The 19,223-nt window shown below is 69.3% G+C and carries 23 protein-coding genes; 11 read left to right on the top strand and 12 right to left on the bottom strand.

The annotated features are described in order from the left end of the window. The first annotated feature begins 37 nt into the window (after positions 1 to 37). Both AC1DYG_RS05770 and AC1DYG_RS05765 read left to right on the top strand, forming a co-directional pair. The gene (locus tag AC1DYG_RS05770; RefSeq protein ID WP_477638934.1) at positions 38 to 574 is read left to right on the top strand and encodes a hypothetical protein; all 537 of its coding nucleotides are present in this window, start codon (positions 38 to 40) and stop codon (positions 572 to 574) included. Next, a complete protein-coding gene (locus AC1DYG_RS05765) occupies positions 574 to 1,173 on the top strand; it encodes a hypothetical protein (RefSeq protein WP_477638933.1) in 600 nt (199 codons plus the stop codon). The genes AC1DYG_RS05770 and AC1DYG_RS05765 overlap by 1 nt, the downstream gene beginning before the upstream one ends. Here the strand turns inward: AC1DYG_RS05765 and rsgA are convergent. The 3 genes from rsgA to AC1DYG_RS05750 are packed head-to-tail and all read right to left on the bottom strand — an operon-like array spanning position 1,095 to position 4,034. Continuing rightward, positions 1,095 to 2,162: a ribosome small subunit-dependent GTPase A gene (gene rsgA / locus AC1DYG_RS05760; protein ID WP_477638932.1), complete on the bottom strand. Its 1,068-nt coding sequence runs from the start codon at positions 2,160 to 2,162 to the stop codon at positions 1,095 to 1,097. The genes AC1DYG_RS05765 and rsgA overlap by 79 nt on opposite strands. Then, a complete protein-coding gene (gene aroA / locus AC1DYG_RS05755) occupies positions 2,159 to 3,508 on the bottom strand; it encodes a 3-phosphoshikimate 1-carboxyvinyltransferase (RefSeq protein ID WP_477638931.1) in 1,350 nt (449 codons plus the stop codon). Before aroA ends, rsgA begins: the two co-directional genes overlap by 4 nt. Next, entirely contained in the window at positions 3,495 to 4,034 is a 540-nt protein-coding gene (locus tag AC1DYG_RS05750) for a DoxX family protein (protein ID WP_477638930.1), read from the bottom strand. Before AC1DYG_RS05750 ends, aroA begins: the two co-directional genes overlap by 14 nt. Before the next feature lie 99 nt (positions 4,035 to 4,133). On the opposite strand from AC1DYG_RS05750, the gene AC1DYG_RS05745 reads away from it, so the two are divergent. Together AC1DYG_RS05745 and AC1DYG_RS05740 are read left to right on the top strand one after the other, a co-directional pair. Next, the gene (locus tag AC1DYG_RS05745) at positions 4,134 to 5,057 is read left to right on the top strand and encodes an SOS response-associated peptidase (protein WP_477638929.1); all 924 of its coding nucleotides are present in this window, start codon (positions 4,134 to 4,136) and stop codon (positions 5,055 to 5,057) included. Next, positions 5,054 to 5,701: an alpha/beta hydrolase family protein gene (locus AC1DYG_RS05740; RefSeq protein ID WP_477638928.1), complete on the top strand. Its 648-nt coding sequence runs from the start codon at positions 5,054 to 5,056 to the stop codon at positions 5,699 to 5,701. The genes AC1DYG_RS05745 and AC1DYG_RS05740 overlap by 4 nt, the downstream gene beginning before the upstream one ends. Here AC1DYG_RS05740 and AC1DYG_RS05735 read toward each other — a convergent pair. After that, the gene (locus AC1DYG_RS05735; RefSeq protein ID WP_477616615.1) at positions 5,698 to 6,240 is read right to left on the bottom strand and encodes a ferritin; all 543 of its coding nucleotides are present in this window, start codon (positions 6,238 to 6,240) and stop codon (positions 5,698 to 5,700) included. The genes AC1DYG_RS05740 and AC1DYG_RS05735 overlap by 4 nt on opposite strands. Before the next feature lie 226 nt (positions 6,241 to 6,466). Here AC1DYG_RS05735 and AC1DYG_RS05730 point away from each other — a divergent pair, with 226 nt between their 5' ends. Both AC1DYG_RS05730 and rsrA read left to right on the top strand, forming a co-directional pair. Beyond that, positions 6,467 to 7,117 carry a sigma-70 family RNA polymerase sigma factor gene (locus AC1DYG_RS05730; RefSeq protein WP_179420630.1) on the top strand — a complete coding sequence of 217 codons (651 nt, stop codon included), beginning with the start codon at positions 6,467 to 6,469 and terminating at the stop codon, positions 7,115 to 7,117. Then, a complete protein-coding gene (gene rsrA / locus AC1DYG_RS05725) occupies positions 7,114 to 7,395 on the top strand; it encodes a mycothiol system anti-sigma-R factor (protein WP_477638927.1) in 282 nt (93 codons plus the stop codon). Before AC1DYG_RS05730 ends, rsrA begins: the two co-directional genes overlap by 4 nt. Before the next feature lie 96 nt (positions 7,396 to 7,491). Here rsrA and AC1DYG_RS05720 read toward each other — a convergent pair whose 3' ends face one another. Continuing rightward, positions 7,492 to 7,566: a 50S ribosomal protein bL37 gene (locus AC1DYG_RS05720; protein WP_369791897.1), complete on the bottom strand. Its 75-nt coding sequence runs from the start codon at positions 7,564 to 7,566 to the stop codon at positions 7,492 to 7,494. Positions 7,567 to 8,044: 478 nt separating this feature from the next. Between AC1DYG_RS05720 and AC1DYG_RS05715 the strand changes: the two genes are divergently transcribed. Together AC1DYG_RS05715 and AC1DYG_RS05710 are read left to right on the top strand one after the other, a co-directional pair. Then, a complete protein-coding gene (locus AC1DYG_RS05715; RefSeq protein ID WP_477638926.1) occupies positions 8,045 to 9,499 on the top strand; it encodes an HD-GYP domain-containing protein in 1,455 nt (484 codons plus the stop codon). Continuing rightward, the gene (locus AC1DYG_RS05710; protein WP_477638925.1) at positions 9,496 to 10,800 is read left to right on the top strand and encodes an HD-GYP domain-containing protein; all 1,305 of its coding nucleotides are present in this window, start codon (positions 9,496 to 9,498) and stop codon (positions 10,798 to 10,800) included. Before AC1DYG_RS05715 ends, AC1DYG_RS05710 begins: the two co-directional genes overlap by 4 nt. Before the next feature lie 142 nt (positions 10,801 to 10,942). Here AC1DYG_RS05710 and mctP read toward each other — a convergent pair whose 3' ends face one another. Then, the gene (gene mctP / locus AC1DYG_RS05705; RefSeq protein ID WP_477638924.1) at positions 10,943 to 12,619 is read right to left on the bottom strand and encodes a monocarboxylate uptake permease MctP; all 1,677 of its coding nucleotides are present in this window, start codon (positions 12,617 to 12,619) and stop codon (positions 10,943 to 10,945) included. Continuing rightward, a complete protein-coding gene (locus tag AC1DYG_RS05700; protein ID WP_477638923.1) occupies positions 12,616 to 12,915 on the bottom strand; it encodes a DUF3311 domain-containing protein in 300 nt (99 codons plus the stop codon). Before AC1DYG_RS05700 ends, mctP begins: the two co-directional genes overlap by 4 nt. 158 nt (positions 12,916 to 13,073) lie before the next feature. On the opposite strand from AC1DYG_RS05700, the gene AC1DYG_RS05695 reads away from it, so the two are divergent. Continuing rightward, complete coding sequence (locus tag AC1DYG_RS05695) at positions 13,074 to 13,790, top strand: class I SAM-dependent methyltransferase (RefSeq protein WP_477638922.1); 717 nt, start codon at positions 13,074 to 13,076, stop codon at positions 13,788 to 13,790. A gap of 51 nt (positions 13,791 to 13,841) precedes the next feature. On the opposite strand, the gene AC1DYG_RS05690 is transcribed toward AC1DYG_RS05695, so the two are convergent. After that, positions 13,842 to 14,348: a GtrA family protein gene (locus tag AC1DYG_RS05690; RefSeq protein ID WP_477638921.1), complete on the bottom strand. Its 507-nt coding sequence runs from the start codon at positions 14,346 to 14,348 to the stop codon at positions 13,842 to 13,844. A gap of 63 nt (positions 14,349 to 14,411) precedes the next feature. On the opposite strand from AC1DYG_RS05690, the gene AC1DYG_RS05685 reads away from it, so the two are divergent. Both AC1DYG_RS05685 and AC1DYG_RS05680 read left to right on the top strand, forming a co-directional pair. Continuing rightward, entirely contained in the window at positions 14,412 to 15,542 is a 1,131-nt protein-coding gene (locus AC1DYG_RS05685; protein ID WP_477638920.1) for a glycosyltransferase, read from the top strand. Next, positions 15,539 to 16,498 (top strand): NAD-dependent epimerase/dehydratase family protein, encoded by a 960-nt coding sequence (locus AC1DYG_RS05680; protein ID WP_477638919.1) that lies wholly within the window; start codon positions 15,539 to 15,541, stop codon positions 16,496 to 16,498. The genes AC1DYG_RS05685 and AC1DYG_RS05680 overlap by 4 nt, the downstream gene beginning before the upstream one ends. 70 nt (positions 16,499 to 16,568) lie before the next feature. Here AC1DYG_RS05680 and sodN read toward each other — a convergent pair whose 3' ends face one another. From sodN to AC1DYG_RS05660, 4 genes are all read right to left on the bottom strand, one after another. Further along, positions 16,569 to 16,967, bottom strand: coding sequence for a superoxide dismutase, Ni (gene sodN / locus AC1DYG_RS05675; protein ID WP_477619418.1), 399 nt, complete (start codon positions 16,965 to 16,967; stop codon positions 16,569 to 16,571). 157 nt (positions 16,968 to 17,124) lie between these two features. After that, the gene (locus tag AC1DYG_RS05670; RefSeq protein ID WP_477639473.1) at positions 17,125 to 17,493 is read right to left on the bottom strand and encodes a S24/S26 family peptidase; all 369 of its coding nucleotides are present in this window, start codon (positions 17,491 to 17,493) and stop codon (positions 17,125 to 17,127) included. 72 nt (positions 17,494 to 17,565) lie between these two features. Beyond that, complete coding sequence (locus AC1DYG_RS05665; protein ID WP_477638918.1) at positions 17,566 to 18,456, bottom strand: amino acid ABC transporter ATP-binding protein; 891 nt, start codon at positions 18,454 to 18,456, stop codon at positions 17,566 to 17,568. Beyond that, positions 18,456 to 19,205: an amino acid ABC transporter permease gene (locus AC1DYG_RS05660; RefSeq protein ID WP_477638917.1), complete on the bottom strand. Its 750-nt coding sequence runs from the start codon at positions 19,203 to 19,205 to the stop codon at positions 18,456 to 18,458. The genes AC1DYG_RS05665 and AC1DYG_RS05660 overlap by 1 nt, the downstream gene beginning before the upstream one ends. Between the last annotated feature and the right edge of the window lie 18 nt (positions 19,206 to 19,223).

Genomic DNA, 19,223 nt, shown 5'->3' with positions numbered 1-19,223 from the left:
GTCAGCACCACAGTTTCACAAGCGTAAGGAGAGCACCATGGAACACTCGCAGTCATCACCTCTTTGGCGGAGGTCTGCCACCGCCGTGGCGTGTGCCGCGGTACTCGGCGTCGGCGCCGCGGTGGCACCGGCCGTCGCCGGGGTCGCCTTCAACTTCAAGAGCGACCTGCGTGACTTCGCCCCCGCGGCCGCCGGACCGTTCGACGGAGCGCGTGCCAAGCTGACGCTGGTCGCCAAGGACTCCAGCATGGCCGTGTTCGTCGTGCACGGCGTCGACCCGACTGTCGCCGGACGGACCTTCGGAGCGCACCTGCACGTCGGACCGTGTGTCGCGGGCAGCGGCGCGTCAGCACTGGGGCACTACAACCACTCGACCACGAGCCCGCTGACGGTCAACGACCAGACCGAGATCTGGCTCGACTTCACCGTCGATGACGAGGGCAACGCACAGAGTTCCGCAGCGGTCGACTGGGCCCCGGTGCCCGGTGCCCGCTCGGTCGTCATCCACGCGAACCCGACCGCACCTGACGGCACGGCCGGGGCAAGGCTCGCGTGCCTGCCAGTGGAGTGGTGATGACAGTGCTCTCACGGCACGCGGTGCTCCGCGCCGCCCTCATCGGCTTCGGCCTGGGGGCGGTGTGGGGCGTGGCCGCGAGGGCGTGGATGCGATGGGTGTCGACCAGCCCCGAGTTCAGCTGGTCGGGCACCCTGATGATCATCGTGCTGAGCGCCGTCTTCGGGCTGCTCGTCGGCCTGTCCTGGCGGGCCCGTCAGGCGAGCGGGTGGCGGCGTCGGTTCAGGTTCCTGTTCGTGCCGGGCCTGATCCTCTTCGCCGGACAGGGATTGCCGCTGGCGCCGGGGTTCCTCGTGGCCGGGCCGCTGCTGCGTCGTCGTGGCGCGCTGGCACGGCTCGGCGTCCTCCTCGCGATCGTCGGACCGGGCGCGTTGCTCTGGTGGTCGGAGCGCCTGAACGAAGAGACGATGCTCAGTGCGCCACTACACGTGCAGGTCGGTCTGTTGTTTGGAATGCCATTGGTGGCAACGGCATTGGCGCTTGCCGGCCATCTGGTCATGGGGCCTGTGGCAGACCGCGCTCACTCGGTGTCGCCCGAACGCGCGCGCAGCAGCCGACGCAGCGACTCCAGTCTCGAGGTGCCCGCCGGGCCTGCCTGACCCGAGGCCACCCACGCGTCGAGGGCGCACTCCTCCTCGTCGTGGCCGCAGCCGCGGGGGCACTGTGAGGTGCCGGGCTCGAGGTCGGGGAAGTGCTGGATGATCCGTGCGAGGTCGACGTGGGCCAGACCGAACGACCGCACCCCTGGGGTGTCGATGACCCACCCGGCCTCGTTGGGCAGTCGCAGCGCGACAGCCGAGCTCGAGGTGTGACGACCCCGACCGGTGAAGTCGTTGACGATCCCCGTCGCTCGGCGTGCGTCCGGGACCAGGCCGTTCACGAGCGTCGACTTGCCGACTCCGGAGTGCCCGATGAAGACACTGATCCGGTCGAGGAGCTGTTCGTGCAGAAGTTCGAGACCCTCGAAGCCGGACTCCCCGGTCGCGGTCACGACGTGGCGGACGTTGAGCGGGGCGTAGTTGGCGAGAAAGGCGTCGGCGTCGGCGAGGTCGGCCTTGGTCAGCACGAGCAGGGGGTCGAGGCCGGCGTCGTACGCCGCCACGAGGCAGCGGTCGATCATGCGCGGGCGCGGCTCGGGGTTGGCCAGCGCGGTGACGATCACGAGCTGGTCGGCGTTGGCCACGATCACTCGCTCGACGGGGTCGGTGTCGTCCGCGGTGCGACGCAGCACGGAACGTCGGGGGGTGAGGCGGACCACGCGGGCCAGGCCGTCAGGATTGCCCGAGGTGTCGCCGACCAGCTCGACGTCGTCACCGACCACGATTCCCTTGCGCCCCAGCTCGCGTGCCTTCATCGCGGTCACGATGCGCTCTGACGACCCCTTCCCACCACTGCCTTTGCCACCATTGCCTTTGCCACCAACGTCTTTGCCGACGAGGACCGTGTAACGGCCCCGGTCGACGCCGATGACGAAACCCGGGACGGCGTCCTCGTGAGCCGGACGGTCCTTGGACCTCGGGCGTGACCCTCGCTTGCTGGGACGGATCCGGACATCGCTCTCGTCGTAGTCCGACGTGCGCCGACTCATGGGGTCGGGCCGTCGGGGTCGACGAGAGCGTGCCAGAGCTCGACGAACTCGGGGAGGGTCTTGCCGACCGTGTCGGGGTCCTCGACGACCAGGCCCGGGGCCCGCAGGCCCAGGAGGGCGCCCGCCATGACCATGCGGTGGTCGGCATAGGTGTGGAACAGCCCGCCGGTCAAGGGCCGCGGCGTGATGCGCAGGCCGTCCTCGGTCTCCCTCACCTCGGCTCCGCGGTCCCCGAGCTCGCGAGCCAGGGCAGCCAGCCGGTCGGTCTCGTGCCCCCGGATGTGGGCGACCCCGCGGATGACGCTGGGGGAGTCGGCGAGCGCTGCCAGCGCGGCGATGACGGGGGTGAGCTCGCTCGCGTCGTGGAGGTCGATGTCGATGCCGTTGATCTCACCGGTGCCCGAGACGGTGAGCCCCTCGCGGGCGAGTGAGACGTCGGCGCCCATCGTGTCGAGGATGTCGCGGATCGCGTCTCCGGCCTGCGTGGTGTGCTGTGGCCAGCCCGGCACCGTGACGCGGCCGCTGGTCACCAGCGCCGCGGCGAGGAAGGGCGCGGCGTTCGACAGGTCGGGCTCGACCTGGACGTCGAGGCCGTTGATCTCGGACGGCTCCACCCGCCACGTGTCGGGGTCTGCGTCGTCCACGATCGCCCCGGCGTCGCGAAGGGTCTCGACCGTCATCTCGATGTGCGGTTCGGAGGGGACCGGTTGGCCGGCGTGGTGGATGGTCACCCCTCTGTCATAGCGCGGACCGGCCAGCAGCAGCGCCGAGATGAACTGCGAGGAGGAGGAGGCGTCGAGGGTGACCGAGCCGCCCGGCATACGTCCGGTGCCGTGGACGGTGAAGGGCAAGGTGCCGCGTGCCTCGTCCTCCACCTGCGCGCCGAGGACGCGAAGCGCCTCCAGCACCGGGCCCATCGGGCGCACTCGCGCCTGCTGGTCCCCGTCGAACGTCACCAGTCCGTGCGCGAGCGCCGCCACCGGCGGCAGGAAGCGCATCACCGTGCCGGCCAGGCCGCACTCGATGTGGGCGCTGCCATTCAGGGTCGCGGGCGTGACGACCCAGTCAGGGGAGGTCGAACCGTGCGCTGTGGCGTCCTCGACCCCCGCGCCGAGCTCGCGCAGGGCCTGCGCCATGAGCAGCGTGTCGCGTGACCGCAGCGGCCGACGAAGCAGGGACGGACCGTTGGCCAGCGCCGCGAGGACGAGGAAGCGGTTGGTCAGGGACTTGCTGCCGGGCAGGGTGACGTCTGCGTCGACCCGTCGCCGGGCGGTGGGGGTGGACCAGCCGGCGGTTTCGGGGACCGAACCCGGGTATGCGGTGCGCGATGGGTCAGGTGAGGGCATCGTGCGCCTGGGACGCGGCCAGCTTGGCCTCGCGGCGTGCGGCACGCGAGGCATGCCTGGCCTCGCGCTTGGCACGTTTGGCCGCCCGCTTGGCGGTGTCGCTGGCCAGGCCCGCGCGATAGGCCAGACCCGGCCGCCCCTCCGTGTCGACGCTGGCCAGCAGCAGCCCGCCGATGAGGCCGAGGTTCTTGAGGAAGTTGATCCGCTGGGCGCGCTTGACCGCGGGGTCTGTCTCGGTCCAGAACTGGTGTCCCACATAGGTGGTCGGCACCATGGCGCCGACGAGGGCCAGGGAGGCGAGCCGCGGCACGCGACCGACGGCCAGGAGCGCTCCACCGCCAACCATGGTGGCGCCGTTGGCCCGCACCAGGAGCTCGGGGTCGTTGGGCAGGCCCAGCGGCGCGAGCCGCTCGGCAAGGGGTGCGACCTTGGGCTTCAGCGCGGAGGGGTGGCGGAGCTGCTCAAGTCCCTGGACGACGAAGATCGCGGCGAGCAACGGTCGGGCCACGCGGCGGACGACGGTCATGTTCACTCCTGGGCTGATGCGGGTTGGTGCGGGGTTGTTTCTCAGCGTCTCCCTTCTTACCGTATGGGCAGGTCAGCGTCCCTGCGTACCCTGTCCACCATGTGCGGCCGATATGCAGCCACAGCCAATCCCGACGAGCTCGTCGAGGAGTTCGAGGTCGAGCAGGACCGGACTTCAGAGCGGGCCCGCAGCATCCTCAAGAACCCCCAGTCGCCGCCGGCGGGCACACCCGACTTCAACCTGGCGCCGAGCAAGCAGGCGCCCGTGGTCCTCACCCGCGCCCCGCGCCCAACGCAAGTCCCGTCCGGACAGCCCACGCCCAAGGAGGGGTATGCCGGTGACGCGCCTCCCGTCCGTCAGCTCCGGCTGCTCACGTGGGGCCTGGTGCCCAGCTGGGCCAAGGACACCAAGATCGGCATGCGGATGATCAACGCCCGTGCGGAGTCGGTCCTGGAGAAGGGGTCCTTCGCCAAGGCCGCGGCATCGCGTCGCTGCCTGGTTCCGGCCCAGGGGTGGTACGAGTGGCAGAAGTCGCCGGTCAGCACCGATGCCAAGGGAAACCCGCGCAAGCAGCCCTTCTACATGCACCGGGCAGACGGTGACGTGGTCGCGTTCGCCGGGCTCTACGAGTTCTGGCGCGATCGTGAGGTCGCCGATGGCGCCGACCCCGAGGCGTGGCTCACGACCTTCACCATCATCACGACGGAGGCCGAGGCCGGACTGGACCGGATCCACGACCGACAGCCCCTGGTGCTCGAACGTGAGGACTGGTCGACCTGGCTCGACCCGTCGGTGACCGACCACGACGACGTCGCCGGACTGCTCGCGTTCTCGGCGCCCGGGCGGTTCGAGGCCTACCCGGTGGGGACAGCCGTCTCGTCCAGCCGCAGCAACGGTCCGCAGCTGATCGAGCCCGCGGGCATCGACGAGCTCGACGGAGTGGTCGACCCGATGACCGGGGAGATCATCGGGGGCCAGGCCCTGACCACAGCCGAGACCGGCGGGGGACCGAACCCCGCATGAGCAGGGAACCAAGCAGCGAACGCGTGGTCGAGGTCGAGACCCCACTGGGGCCGGCGCGGGTGCACGTGGCGCGTCCACCGCGGGCGCACGGCTCGGTCGTCCTCACCCACGGAGCCGGGGGCAGCATCCGCGCCGGCGACGTGACCGCCGTGGCAACCGGCCTCGTCGAGGCCGGGTGGGCAGTCGCCCTCGTCGAGCAGGCCTGGGTGCTGGCTGGTCGCAAGATGCCGCCACCCGCGGCCACCCAGGACCCGTCATGGCTTCCGGTGCTCGCCCACCTGACGGCCGGGCGCGGCGCCCTGCCGAGGCCGCTGGTCGTGGGCGGCAAGAGCAACGGCGCCAGGGTCGCCTTCCGGACCGCGCACTCCGTGGGCGCCGATGCGGTGCTCGCGCTGGCCTTCCCGCTCCACCCTCCCGGCAAGCCCGAGGCGTCGCGGGCCGAGGAGCTGCGCGCACCCGTGCCGCACGGCATACCGCTGCACGTGGTTCAGGGCGAGGCAGATCCGTTCGGCACGCCCGCGGAGGTGCGTGCCGAACTGCCCGACCCGTCCTGGGTGAGCGTGGTCAAGGGCGGCCACGGCTTCACCAGGAAGCCGGACGACCTGGTCGCAGCCGCCCTGGCCTTCGTGAACTCACTGGGCTAGAGCGCGCCGCCTGCGGCAGTCGGGGCGGAGGCGTCCTTGCCGCCGTCGCCCACGGCTTCACGGGCGAGGTGGTCCTCGATCTGGAACCAGTCGTCACCGGCGCGCTCGGCGATGGTCAGCAGGGTGTTCATCGCGGCGACCTCCTCGACCTGCTCCTTGAGGAACCAGAGCATGAACTGCTCGCCGAGCACGTCGCCCTCGGCGCGCGCCGCCCGGAAGAGCGCCTCGATCTGGCCCGTGACGGCCTTCTCCTGGGCCAGGGCCAGCTTGATCGGCGCGGTGAGCGCGTCGAAGTCGTTGCGGACCTCGTCGACGCCGGGCACGGTCAGGGCCCAGTCCCGGTCCAGCATGTACTGGACCATCATCATCGCGTGGTTACGCTCTTCGACGCTCTGCAGGTAGAAGTGCGTGGCCAGCCGGGGGAGGTCGTGGCCGTCGAACCACACGGCGATCGCGATGTACTGCTGGCTGGCGGTGAACTCGTGGCGAACCTGCTGCGTGAGCAGCTCGACGAACGAGGCTTCGGATGTGCGCGACATACCGGAGACCGTAGCGGGTGGGAATGACCGCGCGAGGCACTCGGTTGGACCAAGGGACCGACCGCGACACGGTCGGCGAAGCCGATACACCACCAGGAGTTCGCTCGTGCCCGTTCTGACCGCGCAGCCCGTCGGCGAAGCCGCGCTCTCCGCGCCCGTCGCACTGGGCTTCTCCGCACCGACCGACAAGCCAGCCAAGGCCGAGGCCGGGCTAGGCTGGAGGGCAATGACTGAGACACCTGCCACCGACACCATCATCGACGAGGCCACCCCTGACGCCACGGTCGACGTGGCGAGCGAGACCCCTGCCGAGCGGCAGTCGCGTTTCGAGCGCGAGGCGATGCCCCTGCTGGACCAGCTGTACTCCGCGGCGCTGCGGACCACGCGGAACCCGGCCGACGCCGAGGACCTGCTCCAGGAGACCTACACCAAGGCCTTCGCCGCGTTCCACCAGTACCGCCCCGGCACGAACTTCAAGGCGTGGATGTACCGCATCCTCACCAACACCTACATCAACACCTACCGCAAGAAGCAGCGTGAGCCGCTGCAGTCCGACGCCGCCGAGATCGAGGACTACCAGCTGGCCCGTGCCGAGTCGCACACCTCCAGCGGGCTGCGCTCGGCCGAGACGGAGGCGTTGGACCACCTGCCCGACACCGAGGTGAAGCGGGCACTGCAACAGCTGCCGGAGGACTTCCGGTTGGCGGTCTACCTCGCCGACGTCGAGGGCTTCGCCTACAAGGAGATCGCCGAGATCATGGATACCCCCATCGGGACCGTCATGTCACGGTTGCACCGCGGCCGGCGCCAGTTGCGGGAGTTGCTGACGGAGTATGCCGCCGAGCGCGGCTTTGCCACCCAGGGAGCGGACTCATGAGCTGCGAAGGTCAGGGAGCGGGAGAGGCTGCGGGTTCGGACTGCTCGGAGGTGCTGCACCGGGTCTACGAGTACCTCGACGGTGAGATGACGCAGGACGACACCGTCAAGATCAAGCACCACCTCGACGAGTGCGGGCCCTGCCTGCAGGAGTACGACCTCGACCAGGCGCTCAAGGCGCTGGTCAAGCGGTCCTGCGCCTGCGAGGAGGCCCCCGTGGAGCTGCGGACCCAGATCATGGCCAGGATCACCACGATCCGCTACGAGATCTCGGAGTAGTCGCGCGGCGGTGACCGCGAAACGCTGACAGGTACCGACGAAGGGGCGGTCGAACCAGATGGTTCGACCGCCCCTTCGATGCGTCGTGGCGCAGGCTCAGGCGTTGGGCTTGCGGCCGTGGTTGGCCGCGTTGCCCTTGCGCGAGCGGCGCTTGCGGGCGCGCTTGCTCATGGGTCACTCCGTCAGTGGGTGGTGTGGCGCGTTACGCACCGGGTGCCGGGCCAGTCTCTCACAGCCTAGAGGCGAGAACGTGCCGTCGGGCCAATACCGGGAGCCATGCGGACAAACGCCGTCCAAAGGGTCGAACGATTGATGCCAAAGGGGCGATAGGACCTTCAAGGTTTGGCAAAGAACGGGCAAGGAGCGTCCCAAGGACGCAGGTTGCCCGGCATCATAGTCCTGTCCACGCACCGCACCCCTGGCGGCTCGGGACAAGTGACCGCCTGAAGTAGCCGAACGTATGAGTCGAGCCTCAGGCAGAAGGAGCACCGCCATGAAGGCGATCACCACCATCTTCGAGTCCATCCTCTCCGGCAACGACAACATCGTGTGGTCCCCCCAGGACGTCGAGTCCTCGACCGGCATGACCTCCGTGTGGAGCTGGGGCGGCTGACCCACCCCGATGGCCCCCCGGGCCTAGATTGGTGCCGTGAGCACAAGTCCTGACCCGGGAGCGTCTGCGCGCAGACTGCACAACCGCGCGACCATCATCTATGTGGCGGTCGTCGTGGCTCTCGCGCTGGGTCTTGCCTCGATAGGTTGGCTGGCCACGGGTCAGCTGGGCGACATCTACGCAGTCTTCGTTCTGTCCGGGCTGGGCATCACCAGCTGGTTGTTGCGCGAGATTGACGTCGGTTCGCGCATTCAGCTGTCGTTCCTGAGGATCATCCTGCTCACCTCTGCTGTCGTGGTTGGCCCTGTGGGGGCAGCCATCGTGGGCGCCGCCGCCGCTGTGGTCCAGAAGGAGTCACAGCCGGTCATCGTCCGCCTCTTCAACGTCGCACTCTGCAGCTCGATCGGGTCCCTGGGTGGTCTGGTCTACCTGTGGGCCGGGGGACTGAGTGATCCCGGCGGCTCCGACTCGGCCGGTCGCATCCTGCTCCTCGTGGGGCTGCCCCTCATCGTGGCCGACGTGGCCCAGTGCCTGCTGAATGCCGCACTGATCTCCGGTGTCGTGAGGTTCTCCGCCGGCACCCCGATGCGCACCCAGTTCTTCAAGCTGCTCACCACCTCCGGCGCGGCCTACATCGGCTACGGCGTCATCGGTTTCCTCTTCGTGGTGCTGTGGCTTCCGGCCGGCGTGGGCTGGTTCAGCGCCGTCCTCGTCCTCGCGCCCCTGTTCGTCGCCCGCTGGGCGTTCGTCCAGTACGGCGACGAGTTGCGTGCCCACGACCGGACGCTGCGGGCACTGGTGACGGCCGTCGAGACCAAGGACCCCTCCAACAGCGGGCACAGCGACCGCACCGCCCAGCTTGCCCAGTGGCTCGCCGAGACGCTTGGCCTGGGGCACAAGGAGATCCAGGACGTCCGCACGGCGGCGATGCTCCACGACATCGGCAAGGTCTGCGTGCCCAGCAAGGTGCTTCGGGCTCGGCAGCCGCTGACCGACGACGAGCTGGTCGTCCTCGCCGAGCACGCACTCAGCGCGGTGGAGCTGGTCCAGGGGATCGACTTCGTGGCGGGCTCGGTGGACGGCATCGCCCACCACCACGAGCGGTTCGACGGCCGCGGTTACCCTGCCGGGCTGAAGGGCGAGGACATCCCCCTCACCGCGCGACTGGTCGCGGTCGCCGACACCTTCGACACGCTGACCACCTCCCGTTCCTACCGTGCCGCGATCAGCGTGGACGCCGCGCTCGAGGTGGTCGCCGCCCGCGCCGGCACACAGTTCGACCCCGCGGTCGTCGACGCTCTTCGGCGAGTGCTGGCTCGGCACGTGTGGGCCATGACCGAACGCACCCCCGAGGAGCTCGCAGGGGCGGCGGTGACTCTCGACCACGACGAACCCGAGGTCTCGGACCTCTTCGCCCAGCGCCACGACCTGAGGGCCAAGGTCAAGGGAGCGACGGCCTCCGTGGCCATGCCGGTCGGAGGGGCTCTGTGACCACCCTGCGGCGGATCACCGTCGACCTGCGGTGGCCCCTGGTCCTCCTGGCGCTCTTCGTGGTCGCCGAGGCCTTCTTGTCCGGGCGCCAGGAGCTGCTGTCGCTCAGGGGCGCACCGCTGCTGTCGGTCTCGCTCTTCTGCCTCGCCATCATCCTGGGTGAGACGGCGCGGCTGCGGATCCTCACCGGCCGCGAGACTGCGCCGATGTCCACGGCAGCCGCGCTGGGCCTGGCGCTCTCTGCTGTCCGCGAGCCCGGGGGCGCGCACCTTGGCGCCGCCCCCGTCGTGCTCGTCGTGGCTGTCGCCATGATCGTGGGAGGCCTCGTCCTGCGGGTCTCCGGTTCGACCGTCTCCTGGGTGGACGTCTCTGCGCGGGTCGCCGGCGTGTCACTGGCCCCGGTGCTCTACCGCGGTGTCGAGTTCAACGGCCAGACCCTCGTCGAGTGGCAAGGCAACTGGGCCGGCCAGCGCTGGCTGGTCGGTGTCGTCATGCTGCTCGTCGGTGGCCTGACCATGGTGGCCCAGCTCGCCCTCGAGGCGGCAGCGCACGCCGGACGCGACCACGCCCCCCTCGTCCCCGCCGTCATCGACGAGGTCAGGTCGACGCTGGCCCTCGGCACTGCTCTGGTCACCTCGGGCGCGCTCATCGCGCTGGCCGACGTGGCCATCGGGATCGCGGCCCTGCCGCTGTTCCTGTTCCCCCTTGTCCTGACGACGTTCGCCGTGCAGCGCAACGCCAGCATCCGCACGACCTACCGCCAGACGATCGGGGCGTTGTCCTCCCTGACCGACCGTGCCGGCTACACCGTCTCCCACCATGCCCAGCGGGTCGCGGATGTCTCCCTGGCGATCGGTCGCGACATGGGCATGGGCCAGCGTGAGCTCACGGATCTGGAGTATGCCGCCCTGCTGCACGACCTGGGGCAGGTCGCCCTCCGAGAGCCGATCCCGGCCGGGGCGACCGTGATGGCTGCCCCCGCGGACCAGCAGCGGATCGCCCACGACGGTGCCGAGATCGTCCGGACCACCGGTGTGCTCGACAGCGTGGCCGCGATCATGGAGGCGCAGACCACCCCCTACCGGCAGGTGCGCGAGTTCGGTCAGGATCTCCCGATGTCCAGCCGCATCATCAAGGTGGCCAACGCCTACGACGACCTCTGCGACACGGGTGGGAACGACCACAGGGCGATGGAGCGGATCCACCTCGGCCTGGGCTACGAGTACGACCCGCGGGTCGTCGACTCGCTCACCCGGGTGCTCGAACGTCGACGAGGACGGTCCGCCGCGAGCGGGTCCTGACCCCGCGGCATACCCGAGGTGGTTGACCTGCAGCCCCGCCACGCGGAGCAACCTTTGCCAGCAAAGGAAAGTGGATGGCGGACAGGTTGCACCCTGTCCACCATCCACTAGTCCCTGCCAGCAAAGGTGACGAACGCAGCTACTACGGCGTGCCCGTGGTGAGATGCGCATCCATGGCGAGGTTCTTCTCGACGCGGGGGTCGCCGGCGTCGGCGAAGTAGTCGCCCTTGATGGTGTCGTCCCTGCCCGGGTCGACCTTGAGGCCCCTGAGGATGAGCGTGGCGACGATGGCGATGATCAGGTTGATCACGAAGGCCGTCATCGCGATGTAGCCCATCTTGCCGAGCATGGGGATCATCGCCAAAGAGCCGCCGAAGTGGCCCTTGGTGGTCGGGTTGATGACGTTGTAGGCCGCGATCGTGCCGTAGACCATGCCGACCGCCCAGCCGCCGAGCAGCGCCCACCGGTGGAACCACCGCGTGTACAGCCCGAAGACGATGGACGGGAGCGTCTGCAGGATCCAGATGCCACCGAGGAGCTGGAAGTTGATCGCGTTCTGCTTGTCGAGGGTGAGGACGAAGACGAGCGCAAATGCCTTGACCAGCAACGAAACCAGCTTGCCGACCTTGGCCTCCTGGGCATGCGTGGCGTCGGGCTTGATCCAGTCGCGGTAGATGTTGCGGGTGAAGGTGTTGGCCGCCGCGATGGACATGATGGCTGCCGGGACGAGGGCTCCGATCGCCACCGCCGCGAAAGCGACTCCGGCGAACCAGCTCGGGAACATGTCCTCGAACAGCTGGGGGATGACCAGTTGCGCGTTCGGCTTGCCGTCGAGGCCGATCGGCTTGGTGCCGGCGGCGATGGCGACCCAGCCCAGCAGGGCCAGCAGGCCGAGCACGAAGGAGTAGGCCGGCAGGATCGAGGCGTTGCGGCGGATCGTGTTGCGGCTCGAGCTCGACAGGGTCGCCGTGATCGAGTGGGGGTACATGAACAGGGCCAGTGCCGAGCCGAACGCCAGGGTGGCGTAGGCCCAGTACTGCTGGCTGTTCGGGATGAACGCACCGGTCGGCTTGGCCGGGTTGGCGACGCTCGGCTTGGCCATCTTGGCCTCCGCCGCGCTGAAGACGTTGTCCCAGCCGCCGACCTTCGACGGGAGATAGATGACCGCGACGATGATGACCAGGTAGATCAGCGCGTCCTTGACGAACGCGATGATGGCGGGCGCCCGCAGTCCGCTGGAGTAGGTGTAGGCAGCCAGCAGGGCGAAGGCGATGAACAGCGGCAGGTCCTTGGCGAGGGCGTTGCTGCCGCCGACGCCGGCAACCTCGAGAACGGCCTGGATGCCGACGAGCTGCAGCGCGATGTAGGGCATCGTCGCGAGGATGCCGGTGATCGCCACCGCGAGGGACAGCCCCCGCGAGCCGTAGCGGCCCTTGACGAAGTCCGCCGGCGTCACGTAGCCGTGCCGGTGGCTCACCGACCAGAGCCGCGACATGAAGATGAAGATGATCGGGTAGAGCACGATCGTGTAGGGCACCGCGAAGAACCCGCTGACCGAACCGAGGGCGAACATCGCCGCAGGCACGGCGACAAAGGTGTATGCCGTGTAGAGGTCACCTCCGAGGAGGAACCACGTCACCCAGGTGCCGAAGCGTCGACCGCCCAGGCCCCACTCGTCGAGGGACTCCATGCTGTCGGCCTGACGCCAGCGGGAGGCCCAGAAGCCCATACCGGTGACGAGAGCGAAGAGCAGGATCAGAACGGTCAGTGCGACACCGTTGACACCGGTGCCTGCTGCGGTGGGCGCGAGGGCGTTCATCGGCCGGCCTCCATGGTGTCGTCGAGGCCGGAGTCGTCGCCGGTCATCGGGCGGTGGGGGCGGGCCTTCAGGACCAGCTTGTAGGCGGTGAAGGTCAGCGCCGAGCACAGGAAGACCCACAGGAACTGGTACCAGATGAAGAACGGGAAGCCCCAGAGCTCGGGGTCCTTCTTCGCGTAGCTGCCCACCCAGAGGAGGGCGATCATCGGGATGGCCAGCAGCACGCCGGCGATGGCCAGCAGTCCCTTGTTGGCCGGGGGGACGGTGTCGTGGTCGACAGCGTTGTCGGTACTCACCTTCGGACCTCCGCATGGAAGAAGGAGCGACTGCCGATGGGCAGTTCGCGATGTACGTTATGCCCGACTCGTCGGTAACCGTGGGATGTCCGACCGGCGAAAGGCACGGTGCCGGCCGATGCCGCGGGCAGCCCCGGGATCCGGTTAGGGTGTCGCCCATGACTGTGGCTCACGGTGGTTCCGCCTCGATCGCCGCGCCGACGTACTGGTGGTACCGCGCGCGCACGGACCTGCTCCGAGAGGTGCTCGAGGAGTACGTCGACCGGGACGCACGCATCCTGGACGTGGGCAGCGCCGACGGCCCCAGCGTGGCCTGGCTGCGAGGGGGCGACCGCCACGTGTCCCTCGACCTCGATCCGCGCGGTCTCGGCGCTGACGGAGTCTGCGGCTCGGCCCTGGCACTCCCCTTCGAGGACGCGGCGTTCGACATCGTGGCGGCGTTCGACGTGATCGAGCACTGCGAGCCCGAGCGGACCGCGCTGGACGAGGTCGCTCGCGTCCTGGCCCCCGGAGGGCGGCTGCTCGTGTCGGTGCCTGCCTACCAGTGGGCCTGGACCGACTTCGACGACCAGAACGGCCACCACCGCCGCTACACCCGTGCCCGGGCCGTCGCCGCCGTCGAGCGCAGCGGACTGACCGTGGACCGGGCGACGTACGCGTTCGCCTCCGTGTTTCCGTTCTTCGTCGCCGAGCGGGTCGCCCGCCGGGTGCGGCCGTCGTCGAGCGAGGCAGCGGACGTGGTCAGCCTCCCGCAGGTCCCCAAGTCGGTGGAGCGGGTGCTGATGGGCCTCAGCCGGGTCGACCGGGCCCTGCTGGCCCGGATGGACCTGCCGTTCGGCTCCTCCGTGGTCGTCGCGGCGAGCAAGCCCGCCTGAGCCAGCGGCGCCCGCACCGCCCAGCAGCGCCCGCGCCGCGGAGCAGGCAGGCTACGTAGTCGGGTCGTTTCTCTCGTGCTCGATGAGGTCGCCCGGGTAACCCGGCCCGAGGTCGCGGGCAAAGCTGAAGTGCTTGTGCGCGAAGTAGCTGAGCACGACCGTCAGCCCGGTGGCGATGGCCTGCGCCACAAAGGGCCCGAGCCCGGCAACCTCGATGAGCAGCGGCAGCAGGGCGGCGTTGATCGCCAGCGAGGTCGAATGCACGCCGACGAACCGCGCCAGGTCACGGGCGCGGTGGCCCTTCACCCTGAACACGAACCGCCGATGGAGCTCGAACGCCACCAGGATCGCCAAGGCGTAGGCCACCACCAGGGACCCCATGTAGCCGATCGTGCTGCCGAGCAGCCAGTGCGCCAGCGCGAAGAAGCCGAGTCCGATTGCGGTGTTGATGCCACCGACGAGGAGGTAGGCGACCTGTTGGTTGCGGACCAGCTGGGTCAGCGGACCGGCGGGGGGCAGGTGCGGCTCCGTCGCGTCGGGGGCGGAGAGGTTGGCCATGGCACCCGGTTCCTCGAAAAGGTCGCCCCGAGGGGCGGGGGACTGGATGACTATAGTGCGGGCATGCCGGCAGCACCCCCTCCCCAGTTCGCCGCCCACCTGATCTCGGTGGTCATCCCTGTCTACGCCGGCCGCGCGACGCTGCCGCAGGTGGTGGCTGAGATCGCCGAGTACACCAAAGACTTCCGCACCGAGGACGGCCACCTGGCGCGGGTGAGCGAGCTGTTCCTCGTGCACGACAACGGCCCGGACGGGTCCGACCAGACCATCCGCGAACTCGTCCGGCAGTACGACTTCGTCCGCCCCGTCTGGTTGAGCCGGAACTTCGGCCAGCACGCGGCCACGTTGGCGGGGATGTCGTCCTCTGGCGGCGACTGGGTCGTGACGATGGATGAGGACGGGCAACACGACCCGGCCTACCTGGGCGCCCTCCTCGACCGCGCGATGGCTGAGCAGGTGGCCGTCGTCTACGCCCGTCCCACCAACAAGCCTCCGCACGGTCCGCTGCGCAACACCGCCTCGAAGGGCTCGAAGTGGCTGGTCGAACGGCTGACGGGCAACACCGGCGCGAACCTCTACCACTCCTACCGCCTCGTCCTGGGCGAGGTGGCCCGCGGACTGGCGGCGTATGCCGGCGCGGGCGTCTACCTCGACGTGGCCCTCGGGTGGGTGGCGGGCGGCGTGACCAGCTGTCCCCTGCCCATGCGTGAGGAGGGAGACCGTCGCAGCGGCTACCGGCTGCGGAGCCTGATGTCGCACTTCTGGAGACTGGTGCTGACCAGCGGCACCCGGTTGCTGCGCTTCGTCAGCATGATCGGGGCCGCGTTCGCGCTGCTCGGCGTCGTCGTCGCGGTGGTGCTGGTGGTGGTCAGGCTGTTCGGCGGCATCATCGTCCCCGGATGGACGTCGGTGATGGTGTTCGTCATCGTCGGCACGGGGGCCGTCCTGTTCTCGCTCGGCATCGTGGCCGAGTACCTCGGAGTCGCGGTCAACATGGCCATGGGCAAGCCGCTCTACCTCATCACGACAGATCCCCAGCGCGGCCCGCTCGGACGTCGACCCGCACAGCGTGCGGATGCCGGGCTCGAGGCGGATGGCGGGCCCAAGGCAGATGCCGGGCACGACGCGGCGGCCGCGCCGCGGGTGGACACCGGGCAGGACGCCCAGGGACCACGGGTGAGCGAGGGCGCATGACGCGGGCGACCACCTGGGTCGTCGGTGCCGGCGGCCTGTTGGGCTCGCACGTCGCAGCATCGGTCCGCCGGCGCGGTGGCGAGGTGGTCACCGCGCGCGTGCCGTGGTCGGACCCCGTGGCCGCGCGGGCAGCGTTGCGGGAGGGGATCGCGACCCTCGCCGAGCGCGCGGACGGCGGCAGCTGGGCCGTGGCGTGGTGCGCCGGGGCCGGCGTGGTCGCCACGGCCGAGGCGGATCTGCTCGCCGAGGTGGAGCTGTTCGAGAACTTCCTCACCGACCTGGCCGCCGCGCTGCCCGAGGGCAGGGATGGCGCCTTCTTCCTCGCCTCCTCCGCCGGAGGGGTGTATGCCGGGTCGCCGGTCCGCGCGCCGTTCACCGAGGACTCGCCCACCGCTGCCCTGGTCGCCTACGGGCGAGCCAAGCTGAGGATGGAGGAGGCGGTCGCGGAATTCTCGCGGCGAACGGGGACGGCGGTCCTGGTGGGTCGCATCGGCAACCTCTACGGGCCGGGGCAGGACCTCACCAAGCCCCAGGGCCTCATCTCCCAGCTCTGCCGCACCCATGCCACCGGTTTCCCTCTGACGGTGTACGTCCCCCTCGACACCATGCGCGACTATGTCTACGCCGAGGACTGCGGCAACCTCGTGGCTGCAGGCCTGGCCGGCGTGCGTGCCCACGTCGAGGGACAGCCCTCACGCGTCGTCACCAAGATCATCGCCTCCGGCCAGTGCACGACGATCAGTGCGCTCATCGCGGAGTCGGCCCGGCTCTACAAGAAGCGGCCCCGCGTCGTCGTCAAGGCCCCGGTCGAGGGCACCGGCCAGGTGGTCGACCTGCGCCTGCTGTCGGGGGTCTGGACCGAGCTGGACGCCCACCTGCGCACCTCGGTCACCATCGGCATGGCCAGAACTGCTGCCGACGTGGGGGAGCAGACCCGGCACCCGTCCGCGGGCTGAGTGTCGCGACGTGCCGGCACGGCAGAGGGCCGCCCACCAGCGGKGGGCGACCCTCCGATGACCGTGTGGCTCAGGCGGCCTTGGTCTCCTTGAAGATCTTGTCGATCTGGTCGATCTTGGCGAGCAGCTCGTCGGCCTTGGCGGCGTCGAACTCACCCTTGGTGCCCGACGCACCGGCCAGCTTGGTGGCCTCGTTGAACAGCGTGTGGAGGTCGGGGTACTTCTCGAAGTGCGGCGGCTTGAAGTAGTCGGTCCACAGCACCCACAGGTGGTGCTTGACCAGCTCGGAGCGCTGCTCCTTGATGACCACCGCACGGGTGCGGAAGTCGGGGTCGTCGTTGTCGGCGACCTTGGCGATGATGGCCTTGATCGACTCGGCCTCGATGCGTGCCTGGGCGGGGTCGTATACACCACAGGGCAGGTCGCAGTGGGCGCTGACCTCAGTGGTGCGGAAATGGCGGGAGAGCATGCGAATCCCTTCTGCGAGGTGGATGTTCTCGTGCGGCTTCGACCCTACCCCGCAGGTCAGCGGGTCGCACGGCACCCCCAGGGGGTGACCGGCATACGAGCAGGTATGCCGCCCGCGCACCTGTGGGAGGTGGGGTGCGGCTGGGTGCCGAGCCGCGTCAGCGGGTGAAGCGGCGGACCAGCCGGCGGGCGAGTCGCCGCCCGGGATAGGACGCGGGCAGCCGGAAGAGGACCAGGGCCCGGATCTGCTCGCGGGCGAGCGAGCCGATGCCGTGGGTCCACGAGTCGGTGACGCCGGGGGCGGACTGGTTGTCGCTCTCCACCCAGTAGCGGGTGGGATCGGACGGATCGCGCCTGGTCACGCGCTTGATGGCGAGCGGGCGCCGGACCCCGTCGGAGTCGTCGGGGAGGCGCACGATCGCGAGGCGGCCGAGGCGTGGCGGCGCCCCACGCAGGACGACGAGCCGGTCTCCGGTGTGCAGGGTCGGTTCCATGGAGCGACCTCGGACGCGGACTACCCCGATCACCGTCACGCACTCTCCCAGTCGTCGTCGCCTGATGCCATCATGCCTAGCCCGGAGCAGTCGCGCATCCGCATCTCACCCCGACGCCCCGGCGTCGGGGCCAGCAGGCTCCATCGGTGCGGCAAGATCCGACTCTTTGCGCTGCGCGGCCTCGAGCAGGTGCTCGGCGTGCTCCTGCTCTTCCTGGCGCATGCGGCTGAGGAACGACTTTGTCCGCGCGTGCTGCGGGTTGGAGATGACCTCGCTCGGCGGCCCCTGCTCGACGACGACGCCACCGTCCATGAAGACGACCCGGTCGGCCACCTCGCGGGCGAAGCTCATCTCGTGGGTCACGACGATCATCGTCATGCCGTCCTTGGCGAGCTGGCGCATCACCTTGAGGACCTCGCCGACCAGCTCGGGGTCGAGGGCAGAGGTGGGTTCGTCGAAGAGCATCAGCTTGGGCTGCATCGCGAGCGCCCGAGCGATGGCGACCCGCTGTTGCTGACCGCCGGACAGCTGGGCGGGGTAGGCGCTGGGCTTGTCCTTGAGGCCGACCTGTTCGAGGAGGACCAGGGCGCGTTCGCGCGCAGTCGCCTTCTTCTCGCCCTTGACCTGGATCGGGGCTTCCATGACGTTTTCCAGGGCGGTCTTGTGCGGGAACAGGTTGAACCGCTGGAACACCATGCCGATCTCGCGTCGCTGTGCGGCGATCTGCTTGTCGGTGAGGTGGTGCAGCGTGCCACCGCGGTCGGCGTAGCCCATGAGGTCGCCGTCGACCCAGATTCGCCCGCCGTCGATCGACTCGAGCTGGTTGATGCAGCGCAGGAAGGTCGTCTTGCCCGAGCCGGACGGCCCGAGCAGGCAGACCACCTCGCCGGCGTGGACGTCCATGTCGATGCCCTTGAGCACCTGGTTGCCGTGGAACGACTTGGTCACGTTGACCGCGTGGACGAGCGGTTCGCCGGTCTGTTGTGTCGTGGTCATCAGTGGTCCGCCGCAACTTGTTGGAGCTTCTGCTGGGCCTTGGCACTGGGCGCGCCGAAACCTCGCCCGAAGTACTTCTCGAGGTAGCTCTGTCCGACCATGAGGATCGAGCAGAGGATGAGGTACCAGAGGGTCGCTGCCATCAGGCCGGACATCACCTGGAAGGTCCGCGAGCCGAACAAGGTCGCTTGGTAGTAGAGCTCCAGGGTGATCTGCGCCGCGATGAACAACGACGTGTCCTTGACCATGGCTATCGTCTCGTTGCCGGTCGGCGGGACGATGACCCGCATTGCCTGCGGCAGGACGATCCGCCGCATGGTCTTGCCTGGCGACATGCCGATCGCCTGGGCGGCCTCGGCCTGACCCTTGTCGACCGACAGGATTCCGGCGCGGGCGATCTCGGCCATGTAGGCCGCCTCCGACAGGCCGAGGGCCAGGCCACCGATCCACACCGTGCTCGAGTACGCCTGGTAGTCGAGCGTGAAGAAGTGGATGGACGTGAAGGGCACGCCGATCTGGAAGGTGTTGTACAGGTAGCCGATGCCGACGGCGAACAGGGACAGCAGGACGTAGCGGGGGATCGACCTGAAGAACGCCGTGTAGGCGAAGGAGACCCCGCGCAGCACGAAGTTGTCCGACATCCGCATGATGGCGAGGATGATCCCGAGCACGATGCCCACCGCCATGGCGATGACGGTGCCAAGGATCGTTCCCACGTACACGCCCTGAATGACGGGCTTCTGGATCATGATCTGGAACGTGTAGCT

This window comes from Pedococcus sp. P1_H8, from assembly GCF_056405175.1.
Note: the sequence above shows the minus strand (reverse complement) of the source record. Positions and strands in the feature narration are given on the sequence as shown.